Source organism: Martelella lutilitoris, assembly GCF_016598595.1.
Taxonomy (GTDB): Bacteria; Pseudomonadota; Alphaproteobacteria; order Rhizobiales; family Rhizobiaceae; genus Martelella; species Martelella lutilitoris_A.
On sequence record NZ_CP066788.1, the window covers coordinates 128,679 to 152,227 of the forward strand.

Below are 23,549 nucleotides of genomic sequence, written 5' to 3' on the forward strand. Positions count from 1 at the left end.
CTTTGGTTATTGCCGTCGCGCCGCTCTTCAGGCGGCCTTGGCAGTCTTCGAAAAGCGTTCATACCGGAAAGGCGCCGGATCAACGCAGGTTTTTTCATTGCGGACGATCTCGGCCATCAGCCGGCCGGCGCCCGGCCCGCTGCCGAAGCCATGGCCGGAAAAGCCCGAGGACAGATAGAGCCCCGGCACGGCCGCAATCGGGCCGATCACCGGGATCGCGTCCGGCGTCGCATCGATCATGCCGGCCCAGCTGTGGGTCAGGCGGGCATCGGCGAAGGCCGGAAAGGCGCGCGTGAGGTTGCGGACCGCATTGCGGTTGAACGGCGCATGCGGCACGGGATCGAGCGTCCGGATCGCCTCGAAGGGCGTGGCCTGATCGAGCGACCAGCGGCGCGGCATCTTCAACTCGCTGACCGTCTGGCCGTTGACGCGCAGCTTCAGTTCCCGCCAGCTTGTCACGAGCGTCGGCAGGAAATCGAAGAACAGGCGGAAGCTGTCCGGCGTGATCGGCGCGACATTGGCATTGCGCTGGGCAATGGTGTAGCCGCCGTCGAGACGCTTGCGGAAGGAGAAATCGCCCCCGCCGACCGGCATTTCCGGCACGGCGCCGTCGCTTTCGATCCGCGCCGCCGTGCCCAGAAGCTTCAGCTGCGGAAAATCGAGCCCGAGATTGCCAAGGAACAGCCGCGACCATGCGCCCGCCGCGACGACCACGCTTGCTGTCGCGATCGTGCCCTTCTCCGTCACCACCCCGCCGATGCGCCCGCCGGCCGTCTCGATCCCGCGCACGGCGCAGTTTTCGGTGATCGTCGCGCCGAGACGCACGGCGGCGGATGCCATTTGCGGCACGGCCCGTTCCGGTTCGGCGCGGCCGTCATTGGCGGTATGAAGCCCCAGCGTATATTGCGCGGCAATGCCCGGCAGGAGTTTCTGCAGCCCGGCGGATTCAAGAAGCGTCGAGGGCATGCCGGCCTCGCGGCCATATTTCTCCCAGGCGGTGAACTCGGCAATCTCCGCCCTGGTGCGGCAGACATAAGTGATGCCGGTCTCGCGGAAGCCGGTTTCGATGCCGAAGCGACGATCGATGTCGCGCCAGAGGTTGAGGCTTTCGATCGTCAGCGGCAATTCGGCGGGGTCTCGCCCCATCTGCCGCACCCAGCCCCAGTTGCGCGAACTCTGCTCGGCGGCAACCGCGCCTTTTTCGCAGAGGGCGACGTTGACGCCGGCCTCGGCCAGGAACAAGGCGGTCGTGACGCCGGCAATGCCGCCACCGATGACGACGACATCGGCGCGCTCGGGCAGGGGGGCCAGAAAGCCCGGACGTTGCAAATTCGGAACCGGCATGGCGCTCTCCTCAGAGCATGTCTTCGAGACGGCAGTTGACCAGCATTTCCGCCATCGCCGCGTTGTTGGGAAGTTCGATTGCGGTGCGCACCAGCTCGGCCATGGTCTCCGGCTGAATCATGTCCTCAGGCTTGACCTTGCTGGTGTAGGAGCTCATTTCGGTGCGCACGAAGCTCGGGCAGATCGCGGTGGCGCGCACGCCCTTTTCCCAGGCGACGTGACGCGTCGTGTGGGTGAGGCCCATCACCGCGAACTTGGTCATGTTATAGCCGACAAAGCCGTTGCGCACCCGCTTGCCGGACATCGAGACAATGTTGACGATCCGGCCGCGGCCGGTTTCCTCCAGATGCGGCAGGCACAGTCGCGTCAGCCGGAGCGGCGCCTTGACGTTGACGGCCCAAAGCCGGTCCAGCGCCTCCTCATTGTCGTCGGTGAGCAGCACCTGTTCGCCGCTGCCGGCATTGTTGACGAGGCCGTCGATCCGCCCGAAATGCGCCGCCGTTTCGTCGACCCACGCTTTCGCCGTCTCGGGCTCATAGGCATCGAAACGGTTATGGAGCAGCCTATCGCCGGGCGGGCCGAACTCGGCCTCGAGCCTGGCGGTATCGCGCGCACCGAGCGAAAGCCGGTAGTCGTGCTGAAGAAGATCCCTGACGATCGCCGCGCCGATGCCGCGATTGGCGCCGGACACCATGATGACCGGGGCGCTCTGTGGTGTAGTGTGCATTTATCAAATTCTCTTGCAACGTTATCTGAAAGTCGCACGCAGTTTTATGCGCTTATGTGCATCTTTATGAACGATATATTGCGGAATGGCAACTGACAATCGCCTTTCGGGACGAAAACGTGTTTAAAAACGCAAGAGATTGCGTGGTTTCTCCTGATTTTTGGCAAAAAACGTGATCCTTTTTGCGTTTTTTATTGACAGTTTTTGACGGGACTGCTTACTTTGACAAATCCGAAGAACGAAAACGTCTCGGTGCCCGACCGAACAGCGGGCGGGCGCACAGCCTTTCGAAAGGGGAACCGAATGACCATTACTAGACGTGCGCTGATGCGCAATGCTGCCCTGGCCGGCGCGATCGGCGCCCTTGGCAACCGTGCCTTTGCCGCCTCCACCGTTCGTTGGGACATGGCGGACGAGTACAATGCCGACGCGCTCTCGGGCAAGGCATCGAAATACTTCCTGACGGAGTTGCAGAAGAAGGTCGGCGACCAGATCGCCATTACCTATCAGGGCGGCGGCGCGCTCGGCTACAAGTCGGCGGACCAGTTCGACGCCGTTCAGGACGGCGCGGTGCAGACCGCGGTGACCTTGATGACCCAGCTCGGCGGCATCGATCCGCTGTTTAACCTGTCCTCCCTGCCTTTCATCGCCAAAACCCCGAGGGAAGCCTATCTTCTCTGGCAGGCGGCGCGTCCGGAATACGAAAAGATCTTCGCCGACAACAACATGGTTCTGCTCTGGGCCATGCCGAACCCGCCATCCGGCATCTTCGCCGACCGGGCGATCACCTCGATGGACGCGCTCAACGGCCTGCGCATCCGCACCTATGACGTCAACGGCACGCAGACACTGATGAAGGCCGGGGCGGCGCCGCTGCAGATCGCATGGTCCGATCTGATCCCCCAGCTTTCGACCGGCGCGATCGACGCGGTGCTCACCTCCGCCGATGGCGGCGTGCAGCTTTCGCTCTGGGATTATCTCAGCGACTTCACCGAGATGAACTACGCCATGGGCCTGTTCATGTGCCATGTGAACAAGGACGCATTCGACGCCCTGCCAAAGGACGTCCAGGACGCCATGCTCGGCCTGACCGAAAGCTCAGACGCCTACAACTGGCAGATCATGACCGACAGCATCGAGGCCTCCTACAAGATCCTGCGCGACCACGGCATGACCGTCACCACCGCGGCCGATGTGCCGGACGACGTTTTCGCAACGCTGAACGCCGCCGGCGCTGCCGTGCGCGAGGACTGGGTGGCGAAAACCGGAACGCGCGGCGCTGACGTGCTGGCGAAGTTTGATGCGCTGAAGGCCGGCTGATATCTCTCCTCCTGCGGCTCGTCATCCCGATGATGGCGGGCCGCATGAATCACTTCATTCAGCGGACATGCAGCGCGGAGCCTTCCGCTGCCTTCCGTACGGGAGATGACCATGGCGCTTGAAGAACCGCATTCACATCACCGCTCCGAGGCGACGGACGACCCGAAATGGCTGCGGCTGATCGCCCATGCCTCGACCATCCTCAATCGCACTGCGGCCTTCGTCGCGGCCTGCATCCTGGTCCTGATGACAGCCTTCACGCTTCTGGAAATCTGCCTGCGCGTTTTCTCGAAGTCCACCTTCATGGCGGATTCGCTGGTCGGCAACGGCGTTGCTGCCGTCGCCTTCCTGTCGGCTGCCTGGGCGCTGGAGGAAGGCTTCATGATCCGCGTCAAGGTTCTGACCGATCGGGCCGGGCCGAAACTGGCCTGGATGTGCGAGTTCGGCACGCTCGTCGCGGTCGAGGCGCTGATGGTTTTCCTGGCCTGGTACCAGTGGAAGTCCGTGTTCAAGAACTGGAGCCGGGGCACCGTTTCCGAGACCTATCTCCCCATCCCCATGTGGATCCCCGAGAGCTTTTTCCTGATCGGCCTTTCGCTGATGGCCTTTCAGGTTTGCGTGCGGATCCTCCGGCTTCTGGCCGTCGGACACTCCTACGAGCGCGCGTTGACACTTTAGCTGAGGAACGCAAGCCATGTCCGTTTCAATGTCCGCCCTGACGCTGCTGCTGCTGCTCGTGATCTTCCTCGGCGCCGGTACATGGATCTTTGCCGGCCTTATGCTGGTCGGCGCCGGCGCCATGTATTTCGCGCTTGATTTCAGCTGGGTCCGGATCGGCTCGATCGCCACCAAGGTCATATCGTCTTCCGCCGTGTCGTGGGAGCTTGCCGCCATTCCGATCTTCATCTGGATGGGCGACATCATCTTCCGCACGGATATCTCGAACCGTCTGTTCCGCGGCCTCTCGCCGCTGGTCTCGCGCGTTCCCGGCGGCCTGCTGCACACAAATGTCATCGGCTGCACCATCTTCGCCGCGATCTCGGGTTCCTCGACGGCGACCACCGCCACGGTCGGCAAGATCACCATTCCCGAACTTAAGGCCCGTGGCTATGACGTCTCGCTCGCCTCCGGCTCGCTGGCCGGCGCCGGCAGTTTCGGCCTGCTCATTCCGCCTTCCATTGCCATGATCGTCTACGGCGTTCTGGCGCAGGTCTCGATCGCCAAGCTTTTCGCCGCGGGGCTTCTGCCCGGCCTGATGATGGCGGCGCTCTATTCCGGTTATATCGGGATTGTCTCGCTTATCCGTCCCTCGGTTGCGCCGCCGCATGGCGAGCCTGTCTCGTGGCGCGTGATCTGGAGAGGCGTTCTCGATCTCGTGCCGATCCTGGTGCTGATGACGATCGTGCTCGGCGCCATCTATACCGGCATCGCCACGCCCTCCGAAGCGGCCGCGGTCGGGGTTTTCGGCGCGATCATCATCACGCTCGTCACCGGGCAGTTCGCATGGCAGCTGATGATTGACAGCCTGAAAAGCACGATCCGGGTCTCCTCGATGATCCTGATGCTGATCGCCGCCTCCGCCTTCCTGTCGTCGGCTATCGCCTATATGCATCTGCCCTCGATGATCACGGAAAGCATCGCCGCGATGAACCTGTCGCCCTATGGCGTCCTGCTGATCCTCGCGGTTCTCTACATCGTGCTCGGCATGTTCCTCGACGGCACCTCGATGACCGTCATGACCGTCCCGATCGCCGTTCCGTTGATCGTGCATGCCGGGTTCGATCCGCTCTGGTTCGGCGTCTACCTCGTCATCATGATCGAGATGAGCGCGCTCACGCCGCCGGTCGGCCTGAACCTTTTCATCCTGCAGGCCCTCACCGGCGAGACCATCGGCAAGACCGTGCGCGCCGCCTTGCCGTTCTTCCTGCTGTTGTGTATCGGTACCGCTCTGCTTGCGATATTCCCGCAGATTGTGCTTTGGTTGCCCAACGCCCTGTGACGCCGCCTGTGCGGAACCTCGAAGATCCCTGACCTGAAGGCTGGAACTTGGACGACGACAACAACACGGAAGAGCTTCTGCCGGCCGAGCGCCGCCAGCAACTGGTGGACTGGTTCAAGAGCAACCAGGCCGGCACCAGCCAGGATCTGGCACGCATGTTCGGCATCTCGGTTTCAACGATCCGGCGCGACCTCGACCTGCTGGCGTCCGAGGGCCTCGTCAAGCGCACCCATGGCGGCGCCGTCAGCATCCGCTCGCGCGCGACCTACGAGCCGTCGACGGATCTGGCGCGCCGCACGGCGCTTGAGGAGAAACAGGGAATCGTGCGCGAGGCCATGCGCTTCATCGAACCCGACCAAGCGCTGCTGATCGACACCGGCGCGGTCATCTGTCACCTGCTGGCGGAAGAGATCGCCGGCCTCGATATTCCGCTGACCATCATCACCAACGACCTCCATGTCGCCAAGGTTCTGACCTACAAGCAGAACATCAAGCTGATTGTACCCGGCGGGGCGTGCCGGTTCGGTTCGTTCAGCCTTCTCGGCGAGCCGGGCCTGAGCTTTCTCGCCGACATCCGCTGCGACCTGTTCTTCATGTCGGCTGCCGCGATCGACGAGCAATGCCTCTCGGAAACGCTCCTGGAACTCGTCCAGATGAAGCGGGCGATGATTGCCGCAGCAAACAAGGTCATCCTCATGGCTGAATCCAGCCGCTTCATGGAACGCGCCCTTCACAAGACCGCCCCGATCGACGCGATCGACACCATCATCACCGATGAAGGCCTCAGCCGCGAGCAGATCGACAAGTTCCCCTCTCCGGGACCGCAGTTCATAACGGCGCTGATGTCGTAACAGACACTGCTGAACCGGTGTCTGCCCGGGACCGTCGCATCCGGGAGGCCGGCTAGCGCATTGGCATCCATCCATCCGGATTTCCGCAGCATTGGCCCCATCCTGTCGCGCGCCTCCTGAAAAACCTCCGCGGTTCGGCAAAAAGCGTTCGCCCTTGCCTATCGTTTTGTTCTAAATAATAATAAACCAATTCATCGGGAGGAAGGCATGTCAAAAACACCGATCCTGCAATTCGGCACGAGCCGTTTCCTGCAGGCGCATCTGGACTTGTTCGTGTCCGAGGCAGCGGCGCGCGACGCGGCGCTGGGCGGCATCACGGTGGTCCAGACGAGCGGCCACGGCGGACGGACGAAGCGACTCTCTGCGCTCGCCCGCGGATACGATGTCCGCCTGCGCGGCTTGCGCAAAGGTGAAAGGATCGACGAGACCGTTCACGTGACAAGCATCGGACGCGGGCTGGAACTGTCCGATGATCTTGCGCAGGTGCGGCGCATCATCGCCGAAGAAGCCGAGATCATTGTCTCGAACACAGCCGATGCGGGGTTTCTGCCGCAGCCGGCCGACCGGTCGGCGCGCTTCGATCCGGCCATGTCCTACCCGGCCAAGCTGGCGTACCTTCTGCGATCCCGCTTCGAGGCCGGCGGCGCCGCGCCGCAGGTCATGCCGACCGAACTCGTCCAGAACAACGGCGATGTGCTGCGCGGGCTGGTGCTCGACGCCGCCGCGCGCATGGATGCGCCCTATCGGGCCTGGCTGGCCGAAGAGGTGCTCTGGGTCAACTCGCTGGTCGACCGCATCGTGTCCGAACCGCTTGAACCCGCCGGCGCCGTCGCCGAACCCTATGCGCTCTGGGCGATCGAGCACCGACCCGGCCTGCGCCTGCCCTGCCGGCATCCCGATATTGACGTTGTGACCGATCTCGGCCCGATCGAGCGGCGCAAGCTCTTCGTCCTCAACCTCGGCCATACATGGATGGTGTCCGACTGGCTGGCGCGTGGACGTGCCGGCGCGACCTTCGTTCGCGATATCCTCGCGGACCGGGACCGGTCGGACCGCCTGCGCGGGCTCTATGCCGAAGAGGTGCTGCCGGGTTTTGTCGCCGCCGGCGAAGACGACGGGATCGAGGACTATATTGCAGTGACGCTCGAGCGCTTCGCCAATCCGTTTCTCGACCATCGACTGGAGGATATCGCTGCAAACCACAGCGAAAAGCTCCGGCGCCGGATCGGCGCTTTTCTCGAATGGGCCCGGCGGCATGGCGACGGGGGTGAAAAGCCATTGCTGGAGGAGGCCTTGAAGGAGGAGGACGCATGAAGACGAACCGGATCGGCCGAACTGCGGTGGCGGTGACCGACGTTTCCTTCGGCTGTTCCAGCATCGGCAATCTCTACCGGGAGATTACCGACGGCGATGCCGAGGCGGTGCTCGAGACCGCCTGGAAGGGCGGTATCCGCTATTTCGATACCGCGCCGCATTACGGGCGAGGGCTTTCGGAAATACGGCTCGGGCGTTTTCTCGAAGGGCGGGCCGGATATGTGGTGTCGACCAAGGTGGGGCGCGTTCTCTCCCCGGCGGCGGAACCGATCGCGGAAGCGGACGGTTTCGTCAAACCGGCGCAAAACGATGTGCGTTACGACTATTCCGGCGACGGCATCGAGGAGAGCCTTGAGCAGAGCTTCGAGCGGCTTGGCCTCACCCATATCGATATCGTTTATGTGCATGATATCGGCGAGTATACGCACGGTTTCGGCAATGCGGCGCATATGGAGGATTTTCTTGGCTCCGGCTACGACCGTCTTGTCCGGCTGAAGGAGGCCGGCAGGATCGGGGCCTTCGGACTGGGCGTGAACGAATGCCGGGCGTGTCTCGACGTGATGGACCATGGGCCGGTCGATGTCATCCTCCTGGCGGGCCGGTTGACGCTGCTCGACCGTTCGGCCGAGGCGGAACTCGTTCCCCGCTGCCGCAAGGCGGAAACCAGCCTCGTGCTCGGCGGCGTCTTCAACTCGGGCATTCTTGCGACCGGTGCGGTCGACGGCGCAACCTACGACTACGAACCCGCGCCGAAGGCGGTGCTGGACAGGGTGGCGGCGCTGCAGGCGGAGGCGGAACGGGCCGGGCTGTCGCTGCCGACCGCCGCGCTGCAGTTCGCCAAGCGACACCCCGCATCGGCCTCGGTTCTGATCGGCACGGCCAGGCCCGCCACGCTTGCGAAAAACCTCGAGGCGTTGCAGGCGGGGATATCCGCACGGGCCGAGCGTTTTCTAGGCTAGTTCGTGGTAGCGGAGCGACGAGAGAAGCGTCGTCTTGGAGGTGCGCAGATGGCGTGAGGCCGCGTCGCGCGCGGCGGCGGCATCGCGTCTTTCCAGGGCGTCGATGATCGCCAGGTGCTCCTCTATCGCGGCGGCGTTGCGCATCTTCTCGTCGGTCTTGTCCCACATGTAGTGATAGTGGAAGATCAGCGAGATGACCTTCTGGAATTCCTCGACGAAACGGTTCTTCACGACCGAATTGAGCGCGGCGTGGAAGGCTTCGTCGAGCTTGGAGAACTCGTGATAATCCGTCTCGATGCTTTGCCGAAGCGCGATGTGGAGCCTCCGCAGTTCGGAAAGCCTGGCCCAGACGGGATGATCGACGGGCGCTTCGGCGGCCTGGTTCACCGCGTTTAGCTCCAGGACGAACCGGAAATCCGACAGCTCCACCGCGAAGTCCATCGTGAAGCCGCGCAGCATCCAGCCGCCTTTCTGGCGGCGGGCGACAAGGCCGAACCGGCTGAGGCCGGCGAGGAATTCCTTGATCTCATGCTGGGGGACGCCGAACGTCCGGGAAAGATCGGCCACGGACAAGGGCGTGTCTGCCGGGACATCGAAGCGCAGGATCCAGTCGAGAAAACGCTGTTCGAGATCGTCGCTCGGCGTGTCCGGCTGTTCGATCCTGATGCGATCGGCGTCGACCGGTTTGCGCAGCATCCGCTTTTCCCGTCCCTCCCACGAGATCAGTCCGCGCTCCTGCATCCGGCCCAGGCATCGTCGCACCACCGTGCGACTGACGTCGGCGACGTCGCTCAGCATGGTTTCGGCCGGGATAGCCGTGCCGACCGGCCATGTCTCGCAATAATCGAGCAGCCGGTTATATGCATTTCTGTAGCGGGTGTCGCTTCTTGCCATTGCCTCATCCTCGCGAATCGCGCCGACGGTTCAGAATACCATCGTACTAAATTATAAAAAACAATTGACGCGCATCAAACGCACGGTTATTCGGTACTAAATAATTACGTACAGAACGAGGGAGGAGACCTCATGTTCGATGCGAGCAGGCCGATGCAGCGGCGCGGCTGGGGCGGCGTGTCCTTCGGGCAGGCCCAGTTTCACCGGCTTTCTGCGCTTATGACGCTCGTATTGCTGATCATCGGGTTCGGCCTCGCCAACCAGGCCTTCTTTTCGGTCAATAACGGCCTGACCGTATTGCTGCAGACATCGGTTATCGGTCTTCTCGGAATCGGTATGACGATGGTTATCATCACCGGCGGCATCGATCTCTCCGTTGGCTCCGTTCTTGCCCTTTCCGGGGTCATCACCGCCATGTCCGTCAAGGCGGGATTGCCGGTCGCCCCGGCCATGCTGGTGGGCGTGACGGCCGGCGCACTCTGCGGCGCCTTCAACGGGTTCGTCATCACCAGACTGCGCATCCCGCCCTTCGTCGCAACGCTTGGGATGATGCTGATCGCGCGGGGGCTGGCGCTCCAGCTGACGGGCGCGCGCCCCATCTCCCAGCTCGGCGAGGCTTTCGGAGTGCTCGGCAACGGCGCGCTGTTCCGCATCGTCGAGATGCAGCCGAACGGCTTTCCCAAAGTGATCTTTCCCGGCATTCCCTATCCGGCGATCCTCATGTTTGCGATGGCGATCGCAGCCGCATACCTGCTGAACCGCCGACAGATCGGCCGCCACATCTATGCAACCGGGTCTAACGAGGAGGCCGCGCGGCTTTCGGGCGTGAGGACGAACCACACCAAGCTTTTCGCCTATACCATGTCCGGCGCTTTGGCCGGGGTCGCCGGCAATGTGTTGATGTCGCGGCTCGTCACCGCCCAGCCCAGCGAAGGCGTGATGTACGAGCTCGACGCGATCGCCGCCGCCGTCATTGGCGGCGCATCGCTGTCCGGCGGCGTCGGCACGATCTCCGGCACCATGATCGGCGCCTTCATCATCGGCATCCTGCGCAACGGGCTCAACATGGCGGGCGTCTCCGCCTTCATCCAGCAGATCGTGATCGGCTTCGTCGTCATAAGCGCGGTCTGGATCGACCACGTGCGCAGCCGCAGGAGCGGCTAAGCCAAAAAAGTTTTTCTGCATCTCAAAAGAGGAGGAATGAGATGAAAAGCCTGAAATATCTTATCGCGGCATCCGCGTTCGCACTGACCGCGGGAATGGCGCATGCCGGCGAAATCGCCGTCATCGTGAAAACCACGAATTCCAACTTCTGGCAGAACGTCAACAAGGGCGCCCAGGCGGCAATGGAGAACCAGTCGGGGCACACGATGAGCTTCGACGGGCCGGCGGCCGAAAGCGACATCGCCGCCGAGGTGAACCTGGTTGAAAATGCCATCAATCGCGGCGTCGCCGGCATCGTGCTGGCGCCGTCCGACCCGGAAGCGCTGGGCCCTGTGGTCACGCGTGCCTATCAGAGCGGCATTCCGGTCGTCATCATCGATAGCGCTTTGGCCGACCAGTACAAGGACAGCTACCAGGCCTTTCTTTCGACCGACAATTGCGCGGCCGGCGAGCAGGTCGCAAAGCGGATGATCGAGGAGGCCGGGACGACGGGCAAGGTTGCCGTCATGTCCTATGTCGCGGGCGTCGGCTCGGAAATCGGCCGCGTCGGCTGCTTTCAGGACTATATCGGCGAAAATTCCGAGATCGAGATTGTCGGTCCCTATTATTCTGAAAGCCAGATGGCCAAGGCGCTGAACCAGACCACCGACATTCTGGCCGCCAATCCCGATCTCGTCGGCATTTTCGGCGCCAACGAGCCGACGGCTGTCGGCATGGGTCGGGCCATCGTCCAGGCCGGCAAGGCCGGCGATCTCGTGGCGCTCGGCTTCGATGGCAATGCCGACCTGCAGGAGTTCGTGCGTGACGGCGTGCTGGAGGCCATTGCGGTGCAGGGTTCCTTCGCCATGGGCGAAAAGGGCGTGAACACGGTCATCGACCTGCTCAACGGCCAAAAGGTCGAAGACTTCATCAATACCGGCGTCGTCATGGTCGACAAGGACAATATCGACTCCGACGAAGCCCAGAACGTGCTCTACTGAGCCTTTTGCCGGAGGCTGGCATAAGGCCTCCGGCATCTTTTCCCGTCTCAGTGAAAGGTCAAGCCATGTCCCGAACACCGCTTGTCGACATGATCGGCATCGAAAAACACTTTGGCGGCGTGCGCGCGGTGGACCATGTGTCGATCGATCTCTATCCCGGCGAGGTGGTCGGTCTGCTCGGCCACAACGGCGCCGGCAAGTCCTGCCTGATGAAAATTCTCGCCGGCGCGATGGTCCCGAACGAGGGGGAAATCCGGGTGGATGGCGAGACGGTGCATTTTACCGAGCCGAACGACGCCCGCGCCGCCGGCATCGAGACCATCTATCAGACGCTTGCGCTGTCGGACCATCTCGACGCCCCTGCGAACCTGTTTCTCGGCCGCGAACTGAAGACCCGGTTCGGCAATCTGGATGACGCCCGCATGCTGCGCGAGGCGCGGGAGGTGCTCGCCCGGCTGAACCCGAATTTCAAAAATCTGCGCGATCCGGTCTCGAGCCTCTCCGGCGGGCAGCGGCAGGTGATCGCGATCGCGCGTGCCATCTATTTCGATACCAAGATACTGATCATGGACGAGCCGACGGCAGCGCTCGGGCCTTCCGAAACCGCAATGGTGGCCGACCTTATCCTGAAGTTGCGCGATGAGGGCATCGGCATCTTTCTCGTCAGCCACGATATGCATGACGTGTTCGACCTGTGCGACCGCGTGGTGGTGATGAACAAGGGCCGGGTTGTCGGCGCGCATCCCATCAACGAAGTGACCAAGGATGACGTGCTCAGCCTGATCATCAAGGGCGAACTGCCGGCCGACTGGTCCGCCAAAAACCTGGAGCCGACAGACTAATGGATGCGAAAACGGGTATGATGGAGAGCATCGTCTGCGTCGAACCCGGCCGGATGGCGCTCGAGCGCAGGCCGCGCCCCCTGGAAGCGCCGGAGGACTGGGTTCTCGTCGACATCGCGACGATCGGAATCTGCGGGACGGATTACCACATTTTCGAGGGCAAGCACCCGTTTCTGGAGTATCCGCGCGTCATCGGTCATGAACTGTCCGGCCATATCGCCAGCGGCCCGGATGCCGGCAAGCTGGTCGTCATCAACCCCTATGTTTCCTGCGGCGCGTGCCGGGCCTGCCGGCGCGGCAAACCGAACTGCTGCAGCGCGGTTTCGGTGCTCGGCGTCCACCGCGACGGCGGCATGTGCGCACGCATCGCCGTGCCGGACGAAAATGTCTATCCGGCCGATGGCCTGACGCCGCAACAGGCTGCCATGGTGGAGTTTCTGGCCATCGGCGCGCATGCGGTAGCCCGCTCCGGTACGGGGGAGGGGGACGTCGTGCTCGTGACCGGGGCCGGCCCGATCGGCATCGGCACGGCGCTGTTTGCCCGGCTGGCCGGCGCCGATGTTCACCTGATGGACCTGAGCCGGACCCGGCTTGATCTCGCGCACGACCTATTCGGCTTCGAAAAACGACACCAGCCCAACGATGACATTCTGTCGGGCGCGCTTTCCGAAGGGTTCGACGTGGTTTTCGACGCGACCGGAAATGCCAGGGCGATCGAGGCAGGCTTTCCGCTGCTTGCCCATGGCGGCAGCACCGTGCTGGTCAGCGTGGTGAAGGACGACATCACCTTCTCGGATTCAGAATTCCACAAGCGCGAAGCCCGCATCATCGGCTCGCGCAACGCGCTGAAATCCGATTTCGAGCGCGTGATGGCCGCGATACGCGCAGGCGACATTCCGACCGATGCGATTGCATCGGAAGTGATCGCGATGACCGATCTGCCCCGGCGTTTTTCGAAGCTGGTGGACGCGCGGGATCATCTCGTGAAAGTGCTCGTCCAGCCATAATCGCTATCTCCCCCACAGCAGCAACTATCCGTGCGCAGACGCATCGGCAGACGGGCAAGGGAAGCCGCCGCTTCATCAAAGCGGCGGGCACTTGGTCTTACTGGCGCACGGCCTTGACGTCGTCCTCGGTCACGGCCGGAGCGGAGTTGCCCCAGGCGCTGCGCAGGAAGGTTGCCAGCGTCGCGATATCGGCATCCGACAGCCGGTCACCGAAGGCCGGCATTTCCAGCCGTTCCGGTCGCCCGGCAGTCGAGGGCAGCGCGGCGCCGTGGAGAATGACCTCGGTCAGACCCTTGGTCGTCGACGCCGTCACCAGCGAATTGCCCTTCAGCGCCGGGAACACGCCGGGCGCGCCGCGGCCGTCCGGCATGTGACAGGCATTGCAGTTGTTGAGATAGAGCAGCTCGCCGTCCGAAAGGTTTTCGGCCGATTTCAGCTTCGCCGTCGTCGGATCGTCGGCGGCATCGAGCCGGTCCGTCGTCCGCTCATCTGGCACGGGCTGCGGGTCGGGCGTGACATCCGAGATCGCGCGGAGATAGCCGACCATCGCATCGGCATCCTCATCCTTCATGTATTGAAGGGATTCGCCGACCACGAGCTGCATCTCGCCGACCACGGCCGAATGGGCATTGCGGCCGGTGGTGAGATAGCCCTTCAGGTCCGCGTCGGTCCAGGTCTGCAGCGCGGATTCCGCTGTGCGCAGGTCGGGCGCGGTCCAGCCGTCGATCTCGCCGCCCGTCAGGAAGGCGGGGTTGTCGGCATTGGTGCCGTCCTGCGCCATGATCATGTTGCGCGGGCTGTGGCAGGCCGCGCAGTGACCAAGCGCCTGCACCAGATAGGCCCCGCGCTCAAGCTGGTCGCTTTCGCGAGCCGCGTCATCCGACCGGAAGCCGGGCTTGCCGAGCGCCGCCCAGTTCCACAGACGAATGCCCCAGCGCTGGTTGAACGGGAAGTCGAGCGCGGTCTCCTTAACCGGATTGTCGACCGCCGCGACATCGTTGTGGATGTAGCTCCAGATCGCCCGGATATCCTCCTCCTTCATATGCCGGTAGTTCTCGTAGGGCATGGCCGGATAGAGGTGCACGCCGCCGGGCGCGATGCCGTCGACGAGCGCGGCATGGAACTGGTCGTAGGTCCAGCCGCCGATGCCGGTTTCCTCATCGGGGGTGATGTTGCTCGACCAGATCGTGCCCATCGGGCTTTCGATCGGTCGACCGCCGGCAAAGGGTTCGCCGCCCTCTGCCGTGTGACAGGCCTGACAGTCGGCCATCTGGGTGACGTACTGGCCCTCGCCGGGCGCCGGCTCCGAGTCGGCCGCCAGTTTGGCATCCGGCTTGGTGAGGGACGGCGGCACAAAGATGATCGCGGCGAGCGCCACGACGCCGATAACGATCAGCGCAAGGATGATGCGAAAAAAGGTTTTCATGAACCGCACTCCTCACATCAATGGCCGGGGGTTGGGCAGGTAGTCCTTGCGCAATGCCTCCAGCGCCCAGTAGGCGAGGCCGCCGACCGCGCCGGTAGGGTTATACTGGATGTTCTGCGGGAAGGCAGAAGCGCCCATGACCCAGACATTGTGACAGTCCCAGCTCTGGAGATAGCGGTTGATCGCCGAGGTCTTCGGGTCGGTGCCCATGATCGCGCCGCCAACATTGTGGGTCGACTGGTAGGGGCGCACGTCATATTGCGCGCCATCGCCCTTGTAGCCCGAGGCCATGGCATCCGGGTTCAAAGTCTCGGCGATCTCCTCGATCCTGGCCTTCATGAACTGGGTCATCCTGATGTCGTTGTCCTTCCAGTCGAAGGTCATGCGCATCAGAGGACGGCCGTGGCGGTCCTTGTAGGTCGGGTCGAGGTCGAGACAGGTGTCGCGATAGGCCATGTTCGAGCCATGCGAGCCGATCGAGAGACTATGGCCGTACCATTCACCGACGGCCTCCTTCCAGCCCGCGCCCCAGGCCGGCGTGCCCGGCGGCAGCGCCATCTGCTGGATCGGACGACCGCCGGTATGACCGGCGGTGATGTAGCTGCCGCCGATGAAGCCTTCCTTGCCGAAATCGATCTGCGACATCGAGAAATCGTCGATCGACATGCCGCCGGCCCCGGTGCCCACGAACGGATTGAAAACCTTGTCCCTGAACCAGAGGCTTGTGCCGCCGGTCATCTGATAGGAATAGTTCCGTCCGACCACGCCCTCGCCGGTATCGGGATTGTAGGGCTCGCCGATCTCGGAGAGCAGCAGAAGATGGACATTGTGCAGCGAATAGGCGCAGACCAGCACGAGATCGGCCGGCTGGAACACTTCCTCGCCGGTCTTCTCGTCGAAATAGGTGACGCCCGTGGCGGTCTTGCCATCGGCGGCCTTTTCGATCTTCAGCACCTCCGAGCGGGTCATGTAGCTGAAATTCGGCTTGCGTTTCAGCGCATCGAGAATGCAGACCTGCGGCGATGACTTGGAATAATTGTTGCAGCCGAAACGCTCGCAGTAGCCGCAGTAATTGCACGGCCCAAGCTGCATGCCGTAATCATTGGTATACTGGATCGAGGCATTGGCCGCGGGACGCGGGAACGGATGGTAGCCCATCTTGCGGGCGGCCTCCGCGAACAGCTCCGAATCCCAGGTGTTCTTCAAGGGCGGCATCGGATACTCGGCCGAGCGCGGCGCCTCGAACGGGTTGCCGCCCTCCTGGATCTCGCCATTGATATTGCCCGCCTTGCCGGCAATGCCGGCGACGCTTTCGAACTTGGTCATGTGCGGCTCCAGCTCCTCCGCCGTCACGCCCCAGTCCTGAAGCTGCATGTTTTCCGGAATGATATCGGCGCCGAAGGTCTCCTCGACATAGGAGCGCAGCCGGTATTCGACCGCCTGCGGCCGCCAGTTCTGGCCGTTCCAGTGAACGCCGGCCCCGCCGACGCCGTCGCCCGGCAGGAACGAGCCGAGATGACGGTAGGGAAGCGCCGTCTCAGCCGTGTTGTGGCGCACGGTCAGCGTGGAGTTCACCGGCTTTTGCATCAGGTCGTAGCGGACGGCGTATTTCAGTTCGTCGAAAATGTTGGGATACTGGAAATCGGGCACCGTGCTGCGGTCGTCGCCGCGTTCGAGCGCGAGGATTTCGAGCCCCTCATTCGCGAGCTCCATGCCCATGATCGCCCCGGTCCAGCCGAGCCCGATGATGACGACGTCTTTTTTGGGATCTGTTCTCGTTGCCATGATCTACGCCCTGTCTCCGTTGATCGCCACGGGGCCGAGCGGATATCGCGCGTTCTCGCGGCCCGGCCAGGAGGTGAAGGCGCCGCGCGCGCCGGGAAAGCCGACATAGACCCAGGCCTGCATATCGTGATTGCCGCCATAGGACGGATCGGCGAAATAGCCCTCCTTGGTGTTGGCGAGCAGGAACTGGAAGAAATCGCGCAGCTCGGGGGCGAGCCCCACCTCCCCCTTCTGCAGCGATGTCAGCGCGGCATCCTGCTTTGCCGCTTCGAGATTTTCGAAACGGTCGCCATGCGTCTGGCTGCACCAGTCCTGAAAGACGGGAATCGCCTGGCGGTAGATTTCCGCCGGCGTCAGCGGGCTCTGGAAACCGAGCGTGGGATTGGCGGCGGGATCAAACGGCCCCTGCATGTACCAGGTGGCGGCCTTGCCGAAATTGCCTGCGAGCTGCCGGTCGATGAAGACCGGCACCCGACAGTCGATCGCTCCCGGGCCATTGCCGCCGGAGGGAATGAGGCGATCGCAGGCAGCCATCACGAACGCCCATTCGGCTTCGTTGAAATAGACCCGCTCATACTGATCGAGCGGCGGCGGGGCTTCCTTTTCGGGCGCTTGTGCCTTCACCGCACCGGCAAGCGAAGCAATCGCCACCCCCGCGGCGCTCCCCTTGAGGAACCCGCGCCGGGATGGACGTCCTGGCATATCTCTCATGATGTCTCCCTCTCGCCGGCTGGCACCGGCCTTTTCACCTCGCCGGCGCACGCTATCATTGATCTTGCAGGAAGCAGCGGCTTAATGACGTCCGGACCGGGTCGAGCCGGACCGGACACGCGCGTCTGTCTTGGACGACAGACGAACAACGCCAGACTCTTTCATTTTGTTCCGTGTCCGCCGCCAAAAAATCTTTCGGCAGTCGAAGGCGCGAAGAACAGCCGCAACAGGATCGAACCCCTGTTGCGGGCCTGCCGGGCATGATCCGGGCGGCGGGGTTACGCCGCCCGTTCAGTGGTCCGTTCTTCCTCCCACGCGCCACCCGGGTAATATCGCGTTGTGATCCGCCCGTCCTTCAAGGCTAACAGATGCAGCCAGCGATTGTCGAACAGCGCCTTGACTTCAGGGTGCGCCTCGAGGATGCGGCTGATCTCCCGCTCTGGAGCCTCGATCAGCACCGACAGCCTCAGCGGCGTGTGTTCCAGGCTTTCGCCATTGTGGAGGGTCTGCCACGGAAGACCGGGCCGCAGGCGGCCGCCATTGCCCTCAACAACGCCGATGCCGCCGACCACGTTATGGATGAGCTTGTTGCCGCCGCCGAAAACCTCCGGCGCAACGCTCGAGCCATAATATTGCAGGCTGATCCAGCTCGCGACGACGACAGGCGCGGTCAGGATCAGCTCCAGCGTCCTGAAGTCCTCGTCCGCCCGCCAGTCATAGCTGTGCAGAAAGGCCCGTCCGTCAAGGTTGGCCCCGGCCGTCACATGGCGCGGCGCGGCGATGAAGGCGGCACATCCGGCAAGGCCCCATTCGGGCCTGATCTCCGACCAGTCGGCGGCCCTTGCCGAAATCGACTTGGCGCTGGCGCCCGGCAGGCGGATGGCCCTTTCGGCGCGCGCCTGCGCGCACGCGCGCTGCAGCCATGTCCGAACAGATCCCATCTCGTCCTTTGCCGACGGACAATCTCCGTCGAACACCGTGATCTCGTCCGTCGTCGTATCATGCAAGGCGGCAACAAAATGGGTATCCTCCGGCAGGTCGATGCCATGTCCTGGCAGGCCGGCGCGGGTCTCGTCATCGTTCAGCAGGCCGGCCAGCAGCCTTGCCGAGACTTCGCCCGAATAGCCGCCGCAGGCGCCGCAGTGATAGGCGCTCCTGTGCGGATTGTTCGTGACGTTGGCGCCATGGCCGACCAGCAGAACCGTTTGGGCGTGCCCGCGCGTCAGGCTCATCGCCTTCAAGACTGCGGCGGCCGTGGCGGCCTTCGCCTCCGCAGTGAGTTCAGGGTCCAGTTTCGGCGCGGAGTGGCAGCAAGCAGGCCCCCTGCCGCCAAGACCAAGCGTATCCTTCATCAGCTTGCCGGCATAGAACAGTCCGGCCGCCTCCACATAGGCAAAGGAGGAGACCGCCGCCTGCCGGAACCGACCGAGGGCCCGGATCGTCCGCGCCTTGATGCGGGTCTTGTTTTCGCTCTCGGCTGTGCCACGGCCGGTCGACTGCAGGGCGGGTTTCAGCAACACCGGCAGATGGTTTTCCACGATGTCCGAACCATGGTCCCGGTGGGCTACCGACAGACCGAAAAAGCCCGCGAAGCCCAGCGTTTCGATATCCGGGCTCTGGTTTTCCAGCGCTCGCCGGAAGATTTCCGAGCGCACGTCGATGCAGAACGCGGCCTGCAGGACCGGGCGGTTCCGGGCCTGCGGCTTTGCAGCGGCAAGATTGTTGGCAAGGGACCGAAGATAAGCCCTCTCCGAAGCGTCCTGCAGGATCTCGTCAACCGCCTGTTCACGCGTGGGCGCAAGCGGCGCGGCATAAAGCGCAAGCGTCGCCCGCCACCGCTCCGTCAGCTCCGGATACCGGCCCAGCAGCGCGTCTTCCCAGATCAGCCGGATGGCCAGCAGGTCCCCCAGCGTCTCGTCGGATGTACCCTCCTGTTCGGCGCGCCACAGCAGCCAGCGCGCATGCTGCGCCCAGCCGCCGAGGTCCGTGATCAGCCGGTGGAAGAGAAACTCCGCCGCCTGCGGGCTGATCGCCAGCCGGCCGCACGCCTTGAGGATCGACTGTTCCGGCGTATCGGGCGCTGCGGACACATGCGCGCAGAAGCCTGACAGTCCGGCAATTTCCGGCGTCAGATCCCGGCTCGCCCAGGTCCGCCAGGCAGCGAATGCCCGCTGGTTAGGCGCAGGCGACCAGAGCGCCTGCCCGCGATCGAAATAGCCGGCGGCCCACAGTCCGATCGTCTTTTCGATGATCGCCGGCCAGTCGATGCCGGAAAGCTCGGCGGCCAGATCGGCAATCGTCGGCACGGGCCTCGGCAATGGCCGCTCCCGCATCGCCATTTCCTTCAGATGCGCGAGGTTGGCGGGTTTGTCTGCGGCCGGGTTCGCCTGAAGCGCCGCGACGAGGTCTTCATCGCGGATGCGGCCCGAGACGATGGAGGCCTGGTACACGCGCCTCGTCTGGGTGAGGCTCACGCCTGCGCAGCGCGAAAGACGTGTGGATGCCAATGCGAATTCCTGGCCGGCCTGGCCGAGGAGCGGGTTGACCGCAACGGTCGCTTCCAGCGGGAACGCCGGCGGCACGGCCCGGATCGCCCGCATGCCGGCATCGAGAATGTCCGTCGCCTCCAGCGGGGCGAGATAGCCTTGATCGATAAACATTGGAATTCCTCTCACTGTCTGGATTTTGCAAGCCGATAGCCGCCGATAAAGCGGTCAAGCAGCGCGTTCAGATAAAGGCCGTTCGCGATATGGACCCTGAGCCCTGCCATGGACGGGTGGTGCGCCCAGAGCGGGAACACCGCCTGGGCAAAGGCGACAAGGCCAAAGGACACGACCGCCAGCGTGATCAACGCCCATTCAAGCGGGCCCGCGACCGGCGCATGAGGCAGGCTTGCCCCCCACATCAGCTTCGCAACCTGCTGGAAGGTGAAATAGGCCAGCGCGACGAAGAGCGCCGAAAGCGATGTCCGCCATGTGAGGTCGGCGGGCGCGGCGTCGGCCAGCCCCTGGGCCACCAGATAGGCAACGCCGAAGATCAGCATCGCGCCGATGGCGAGCGCCTGCGGCGTTTTCGGACCCGCCGCCAGCGAGAAGGCGACGGACACGAGGCCGTAGAGGACCAGCGCGATGGCGAAGGAGCGCAGGACGTTTGCAACGCTCGGAATGGCGATCGGACCCGGCCGACGGAGGTTCGCGACCGCAGCGACGGCCCCGCCCGACGACAGGAAGGCATGCGCCTTGTAGAGCGAGTGGGCGACAATATGCAGAAGCGCCAGCGGCCACAGGCCGAGACTGCATTGCAGCAGCATGAAGCCCATCTGCGAGATCGTCGACCAGGCGAGCGCCGTCTTGACCGCGCTCTGCGTCAGCATCACCACTGCGCCGAAAAGCGCGGTCAGTCCACCGAGGGCAACAATCATGCCCATGGCGCCGGGGCTCGCCTGCACGAGATCGGCCGTGCGGATCAGCAAGAAGCCGCCGGCATTGATGATGCCGGCATGAAGCAGGGCGGAAACCGGCGTCGGCGCCTCCATGACCTCGGTCAGCCAGCCGTGCAGCGGGAAGGTTGCCGCCTTCAGCGCCGCCGCCAGCACGAGGCAGCCGACGGCCAGATGCTCGGCGAATGACAAGTGCGGTCCGATGGCCTGAAACAGTGCGCCGAGTTCGACCGTCCCCGTGCTGGAAAAAAACAGGGCGGCGGCGCAGAAAAGCGCCACATCGCCGGCGTGCCAGACGAGCGTGAATTTTGCGGCAGCCCGCCTGGCGGCGGGACGCTCCGGATAAAACAGCAGCAGCTTTTTCAGGCAGATGCCGATAGCGACGAAACCGAGGAAAAGCAGCGTCAGGCTTGCGGACTGGACGAGGAGCTGGACCGCCGCCAGGGCGGCCAGCATCAGCCCGTGAAACCGGCCCTCCCGCGCTTCGCCATCGAGGTAGCGGCGGGAATAGCGCATTACAACCCAGCCGATGAACGCCACCAGGAGCGTCATCGTCACGCTGACGGGATCGAGCCGGACGGCAAGCATGAACGGACCTTCGAAAAGGCGCGCCGTGGAGGGACCGAAGACAAAAAGCTGCGCCAGACCGGCCAGGGCGAAACCAAAAGCGGCGAGCGCGCTTGCCTCGGCAATCATGGGATACCGTCCCGGGCGGCGGCCGGGACGGGCGATCGAGACGGCGGCGACAGCCAGCAACACGATTGGCGCCAGCAGGGGCAAGGGAACAAGAAGCGACATCGAAACCTCAGGGGCGATTGAACATGTCGCCGATATAGCGCCTCGCTTTCATTGAAAAAATTACATATATTCTTCAAAACCGTTCTGTTTTATGAAAGTGAAAGGCGTTGAACCTCCACCACCTGAAACTGTTCCGGGCTGTCGCCCGGGATGGCACGTTGACCGGGGCGGCAAGGGCCCTGAACCTTTCGCAATCGGCCCTGTCGTCCCAGATCAGAACGTTGGAAGCGGCTCTCGGCCATGATCTTTTCGAACGGCGCGGCCGGGGGCTGGTGCTGACCGAGGCAGGCCGGATCGCGCTGGACCATGCCGAAGCGATCTTCCGGGCGGCCGAAGACCTGACCGCCACGCTGAGGAATACGGGTAGGGCGCGCCGGGCCTTGCGCGTCGGTGCGCTGGCAACGCTTTCCCGAAACTTCCAGATCGGCTTCATCGAGCCTCTGATCGGCCGTTCCGATGTCGAGGTGGTGCTGCGCTCGGGCGCCCAGCCGGAGCTGTTGCGCGCGCTCGAGGCGCTGTCGATCGATGTCGTGCTCACCAACCTCGTGCCGGCGCGTGATGCATCCAGCCCCTATCTGGCGCACGCCCTGTCGGCGCAGACGGTCAGCGTGATTGCGCCGCCGGGCGCAAGCGCGCTTCTGGGCCGACCCCTTCCCGAAATCCTGTCCTCGCAACCCCTGATTCTGCCGGCGCCGGAATCGGCGCTTCGGGCCTCCTTCGATGCGATGGTGGAACAACGCGGCATTGCCACAAGGATTGCCGCCGAGGCCGACGACATGGCCATGATCCGCCTGCTGGCGCGCGCCAATGCCGGGCTTGCCGTCATTCCGCCAATTGTCGTGAGGGACGAGCTGGCCTCCGGTCGTCTCATCGAACTGGGCAGGCTGGAGGACCTGCGCGAGGAATTCTTTGCGATCACCCTTCATCGCCGTTTCCCGAACCCGCTGGTTGGCGAATTGATCAACGCCTTCAAGAGCTGAAAAGCGCCGGCAATCGACCCCATGGCGCCGTCAGTGACCCGGCCCGCAAACCCGGAAAATGCGCGTTCCGGCCGCTTGCCCGTCGTCGCGCACGGAATTCCCTCCTCTTTTTCAAACGGTCCCCTCCCGCGCCGGCCGTTCCGACGCTATAGATTGCCCATGCAACGCAACCGTTATCATCACCTTGAATGGCTTCACGGCATCGATTTTTTCGAGGCCGCCTTCAGCACGCAGACCTTTACCCGGCATGCGCATGAGGGCTTTGCGATCGGCGCGATTGCCGAGGGTGCCGGCGGCTATCTCTGTCGCGGCGAAAGCATGGTGCTGCCCGCCGGTTCGCTCTCGCTGATGAACCCGGAAGAGCCGCATACGGGCCACGCCGCCGCAGAATGCGTGCGCTACAACATGCTCTACGCGTCCGAGACGGCGGTGCGCGCGGTTCTGGGCGTGCGCAGCCTTCGCGGCTTTGCCGAGGTCGCGCCGCGCGATCGCGGGTTCCGGCTGTCGCAGGCTTTGGCCCGGCTCGCCGCATGCCTCAACAGTGCCCCAACGGCCGATCCTCGCCTGGCGGCGGAGGAGGCGGTCCATGCGGTTCTGGCCGAAGCCTTCGCGCATTACGGTCGTGCGGACCTGCGCCGGGCGGGAAACGAGCCCGCCGCAATCCGCACGCTGCTTGGCTTGATTGCGGAGGGCGTCGCCGCCGGTAAGCCGCTGAACCTCACCGACATGGCGGCCGCCATCGGCCTGAACCCGTCCTATCTGATCCGCAGCACCGTCCACGCCACCGGTCTGACGCCACACGGCCATGTGTTGCGGGCCCGCCTTAGCCATGCCCGCCGCCTGCTGCTCGACGGCGCGCCCGCGGTTGACGCGGCGATTGCTGCGGGGTTTTGCGACCAGGCGCACCTGATCCGCCAATTCCGCCGCCATTACGGCGTGACGCCCGGCGCGCTCATCCGACACTGAAAGTCAATTTTATCCAAGACCGGACAGCATTCGGGATGACATG

20 protein-coding genes are annotated in these 23,549 nt (G+C 63.8%); 12 read left to right on the forward strand and 8 right to left on the reverse strand.

The window, feature by feature from the left end:
* Nucleotides 1-27: 27 nt before the first annotated feature.
* Nucleotides 28-1,344 (reverse strand): NAD(P)/FAD-dependent oxidoreductase, encoded by a 1,317-nt coding sequence (locus JET14_RS22140; protein WP_200338310.1) that lies wholly within the window; start codon nucleotides 1,342-1,344, stop codon nucleotides 28-30.
* A gap of 10 nt (nucleotides 1,345-1,354) precedes the next feature.
* Nucleotides 1,355-2,071: an SDR family NAD(P)-dependent oxidoreductase gene (locus tag JET14_RS22145; protein ID WP_200338311.1), complete on the reverse strand. Its 717-nt coding sequence runs from the start codon at nucleotides 2,069-2,071 to the stop codon at nucleotides 1,355-1,357.
* Between the two features lie 303 nt (nucleotides 2,072-2,374).
* Between JET14_RS22145 and JET14_RS22150 the strand changes: the two genes are divergently transcribed.
* From JET14_RS22150 to JET14_RS22175, 6 genes are all read left to right on the forward strand, one after another.
* A complete protein-coding gene (locus JET14_RS22150) occupies nucleotides 2,375-3,391 on the forward strand; it encodes a TRAP transporter substrate-binding protein (protein ID WP_200338312.1) in 1,017 nt (338 codons plus the stop codon).
* Between the two features lie 111 nt (nucleotides 3,392-3,502).
* On the forward strand, nucleotides 3,503-4,069 hold the full coding sequence (locus JET14_RS22155) for a TRAP transporter small permease (protein ID WP_200338313.1): 567 nt from the start codon (nucleotides 3,503-3,505) through the stop codon (nucleotides 4,067-4,069).
* A gap of 16 nt (nucleotides 4,070-4,085) precedes the next feature.
* Entirely contained in the window at nucleotides 4,086-5,390 is a 1,305-nt protein-coding gene (locus JET14_RS22160; RefSeq protein ID WP_200338314.1) for a TRAP transporter large permease, read from the forward strand.
* 47 nt (nucleotides 5,391-5,437) lie between these two features.
* A complete protein-coding gene (locus JET14_RS22165; RefSeq protein WP_200338315.1) occupies nucleotides 5,438-6,241 on the forward strand; it encodes a DeoR/GlpR family DNA-binding transcription regulator in 804 nt (267 codons plus the stop codon).
* Nucleotides 6,242-6,448: 207 nt separating this feature from the next.
* Nucleotides 6,449-7,555, forward strand: coding sequence for a mannitol dehydrogenase family protein (locus JET14_RS22170; RefSeq protein WP_200338316.1), 1,107 nt, complete (start codon nucleotides 6,449-6,451; stop codon nucleotides 7,553-7,555).
* The gene (locus JET14_RS22175; RefSeq protein ID WP_200338317.1) at nucleotides 7,552-8,514 is read left to right on the forward strand and encodes an aldo/keto reductase; all 963 of its coding nucleotides are present in this window, start codon (nucleotides 7,552-7,554) and stop codon (nucleotides 8,512-8,514) included. Before JET14_RS22170 ends, JET14_RS22175 begins: the two co-directional genes overlap by 4 nt.
* Here JET14_RS22175 and JET14_RS22180 read toward each other — a convergent pair.
* Complete coding sequence (locus JET14_RS22180; RefSeq protein WP_200338318.1) at nucleotides 8,506-9,408, reverse strand: GntR family transcriptional regulator; 903 nt, start codon at nucleotides 9,406-9,408, stop codon at nucleotides 8,506-8,508. The genes JET14_RS22175 and JET14_RS22180 overlap by 9 nt on opposite strands.
* 153 nt (nucleotides 9,409-9,561) lie before the next feature.
* Here JET14_RS22180 and JET14_RS22185 point away from each other — a divergent pair, with 153 nt between their 5' ends.
* The 4 genes from JET14_RS22185 (at nucleotide 9,562) to JET14_RS22200 (ending at nucleotide 13,401) form a co-directional block, all read left to right on the forward strand.
* Nucleotides 9,562-10,572 (forward strand): ABC transporter permease, encoded by a 1,011-nt coding sequence (locus JET14_RS22185; RefSeq protein WP_200338534.1) that lies wholly within the window; start codon nucleotides 9,562-9,564, stop codon nucleotides 10,570-10,572.
* 41 nt (nucleotides 10,573-10,613) lie between these two features.
* A complete protein-coding gene (locus JET14_RS22190) occupies nucleotides 10,614-11,552 on the forward strand; it encodes an ABC transporter substrate-binding protein (RefSeq protein ID WP_200338319.1) in 939 nt (312 codons plus the stop codon).
* A 65-nt stretch (nucleotides 11,553-11,617) separates the two neighbouring features.
* Nucleotides 11,618-12,394 (forward strand): ATP-binding cassette domain-containing protein, encoded by a 777-nt coding sequence (locus tag JET14_RS22195; RefSeq protein ID WP_246750675.1) that lies wholly within the window; start codon nucleotides 11,618-11,620, stop codon nucleotides 12,392-12,394.
* A gap of 20 nt (nucleotides 12,395-12,414) precedes the next feature.
* Nucleotides 12,415-13,401 (forward strand): zinc-binding alcohol dehydrogenase family protein, encoded by a 987-nt coding sequence (locus tag JET14_RS22200; RefSeq protein WP_200338538.1) that lies wholly within the window; start codon nucleotides 12,415-12,417, stop codon nucleotides 13,399-13,401.
* 97 nt (nucleotides 13,402-13,498) lie between these two features.
* On the opposite strand, the gene JET14_RS22205 is transcribed toward JET14_RS22200, so the two are convergent.
* The 5 genes from JET14_RS22205 to JET14_RS22225 all read right to left on the reverse strand — a co-directional run bounded on the left by JET14_RS22205 (nucleotide 13,499) and on the right by JET14_RS22225 (nucleotide 21,560).
* The gene (locus JET14_RS22205) at nucleotides 13,499-14,827 is read right to left on the reverse strand and encodes a cytochrome c (protein WP_200338320.1); all 1,329 of its coding nucleotides are present in this window, start codon (nucleotides 14,825-14,827) and stop codon (nucleotides 13,499-13,501) included.
* A 12-nt stretch (nucleotides 14,828-14,839) separates the two neighbouring features.
* On the reverse strand, nucleotides 14,840-16,612 hold the full coding sequence (locus JET14_RS22210) for a GMC family oxidoreductase (protein WP_200338321.1): 1,773 nt from the start codon (nucleotides 16,610-16,612) through the stop codon (nucleotides 14,840-14,842).
* A gap of 3 nt (nucleotides 16,613-16,615) precedes the next feature.
* Nucleotides 16,616-17,323 (reverse strand): gluconate 2-dehydrogenase subunit 3 family protein, encoded by a 708-nt coding sequence (locus JET14_RS22215; RefSeq protein WP_200338322.1) that lies wholly within the window; start codon nucleotides 17,321-17,323, stop codon nucleotides 16,616-16,618.
* Between the two features lie 278 nt (nucleotides 17,324-17,601).
* Nucleotides 17,602-19,983 (reverse strand): YbcC family protein, encoded by a 2,382-nt coding sequence (locus JET14_RS22220; RefSeq protein ID WP_200338323.1) that lies wholly within the window; start codon nucleotides 19,981-19,983, stop codon nucleotides 17,602-17,604.
* Between the two features lie 11 nt (nucleotides 19,984-19,994).
* Nucleotides 19,995-21,560, reverse strand: coding sequence for a proton-conducting transporter membrane subunit (locus JET14_RS22225; RefSeq protein WP_200338324.1), 1,566 nt, complete (start codon nucleotides 21,558-21,560; stop codon nucleotides 19,995-19,997).
* A gap of 107 nt (nucleotides 21,561-21,667) precedes the next feature.
* Between JET14_RS22225 and JET14_RS22230 the strand changes: the two genes are divergently transcribed.
* Together JET14_RS22230 and JET14_RS22235 are read left to right on the forward strand one after the other, a co-directional pair.
* On the forward strand, nucleotides 21,668-22,540 hold the full coding sequence (locus JET14_RS22230; protein ID WP_200338325.1) for a LysR family transcriptional regulator: 873 nt from the start codon (nucleotides 21,668-21,670) through the stop codon (nucleotides 22,538-22,540).
* A 159-nt stretch (nucleotides 22,541-22,699) separates the two neighbouring features.
* Nucleotides 22,700-23,506 (forward strand): AraC family transcriptional regulator, encoded by an 807-nt coding sequence (locus JET14_RS22235; RefSeq protein ID WP_200338326.1) that lies wholly within the window; start codon nucleotides 22,700-22,702, stop codon nucleotides 23,504-23,506.
* Nucleotides 23,507-23,549: the final 43 nt, after the last annotated feature.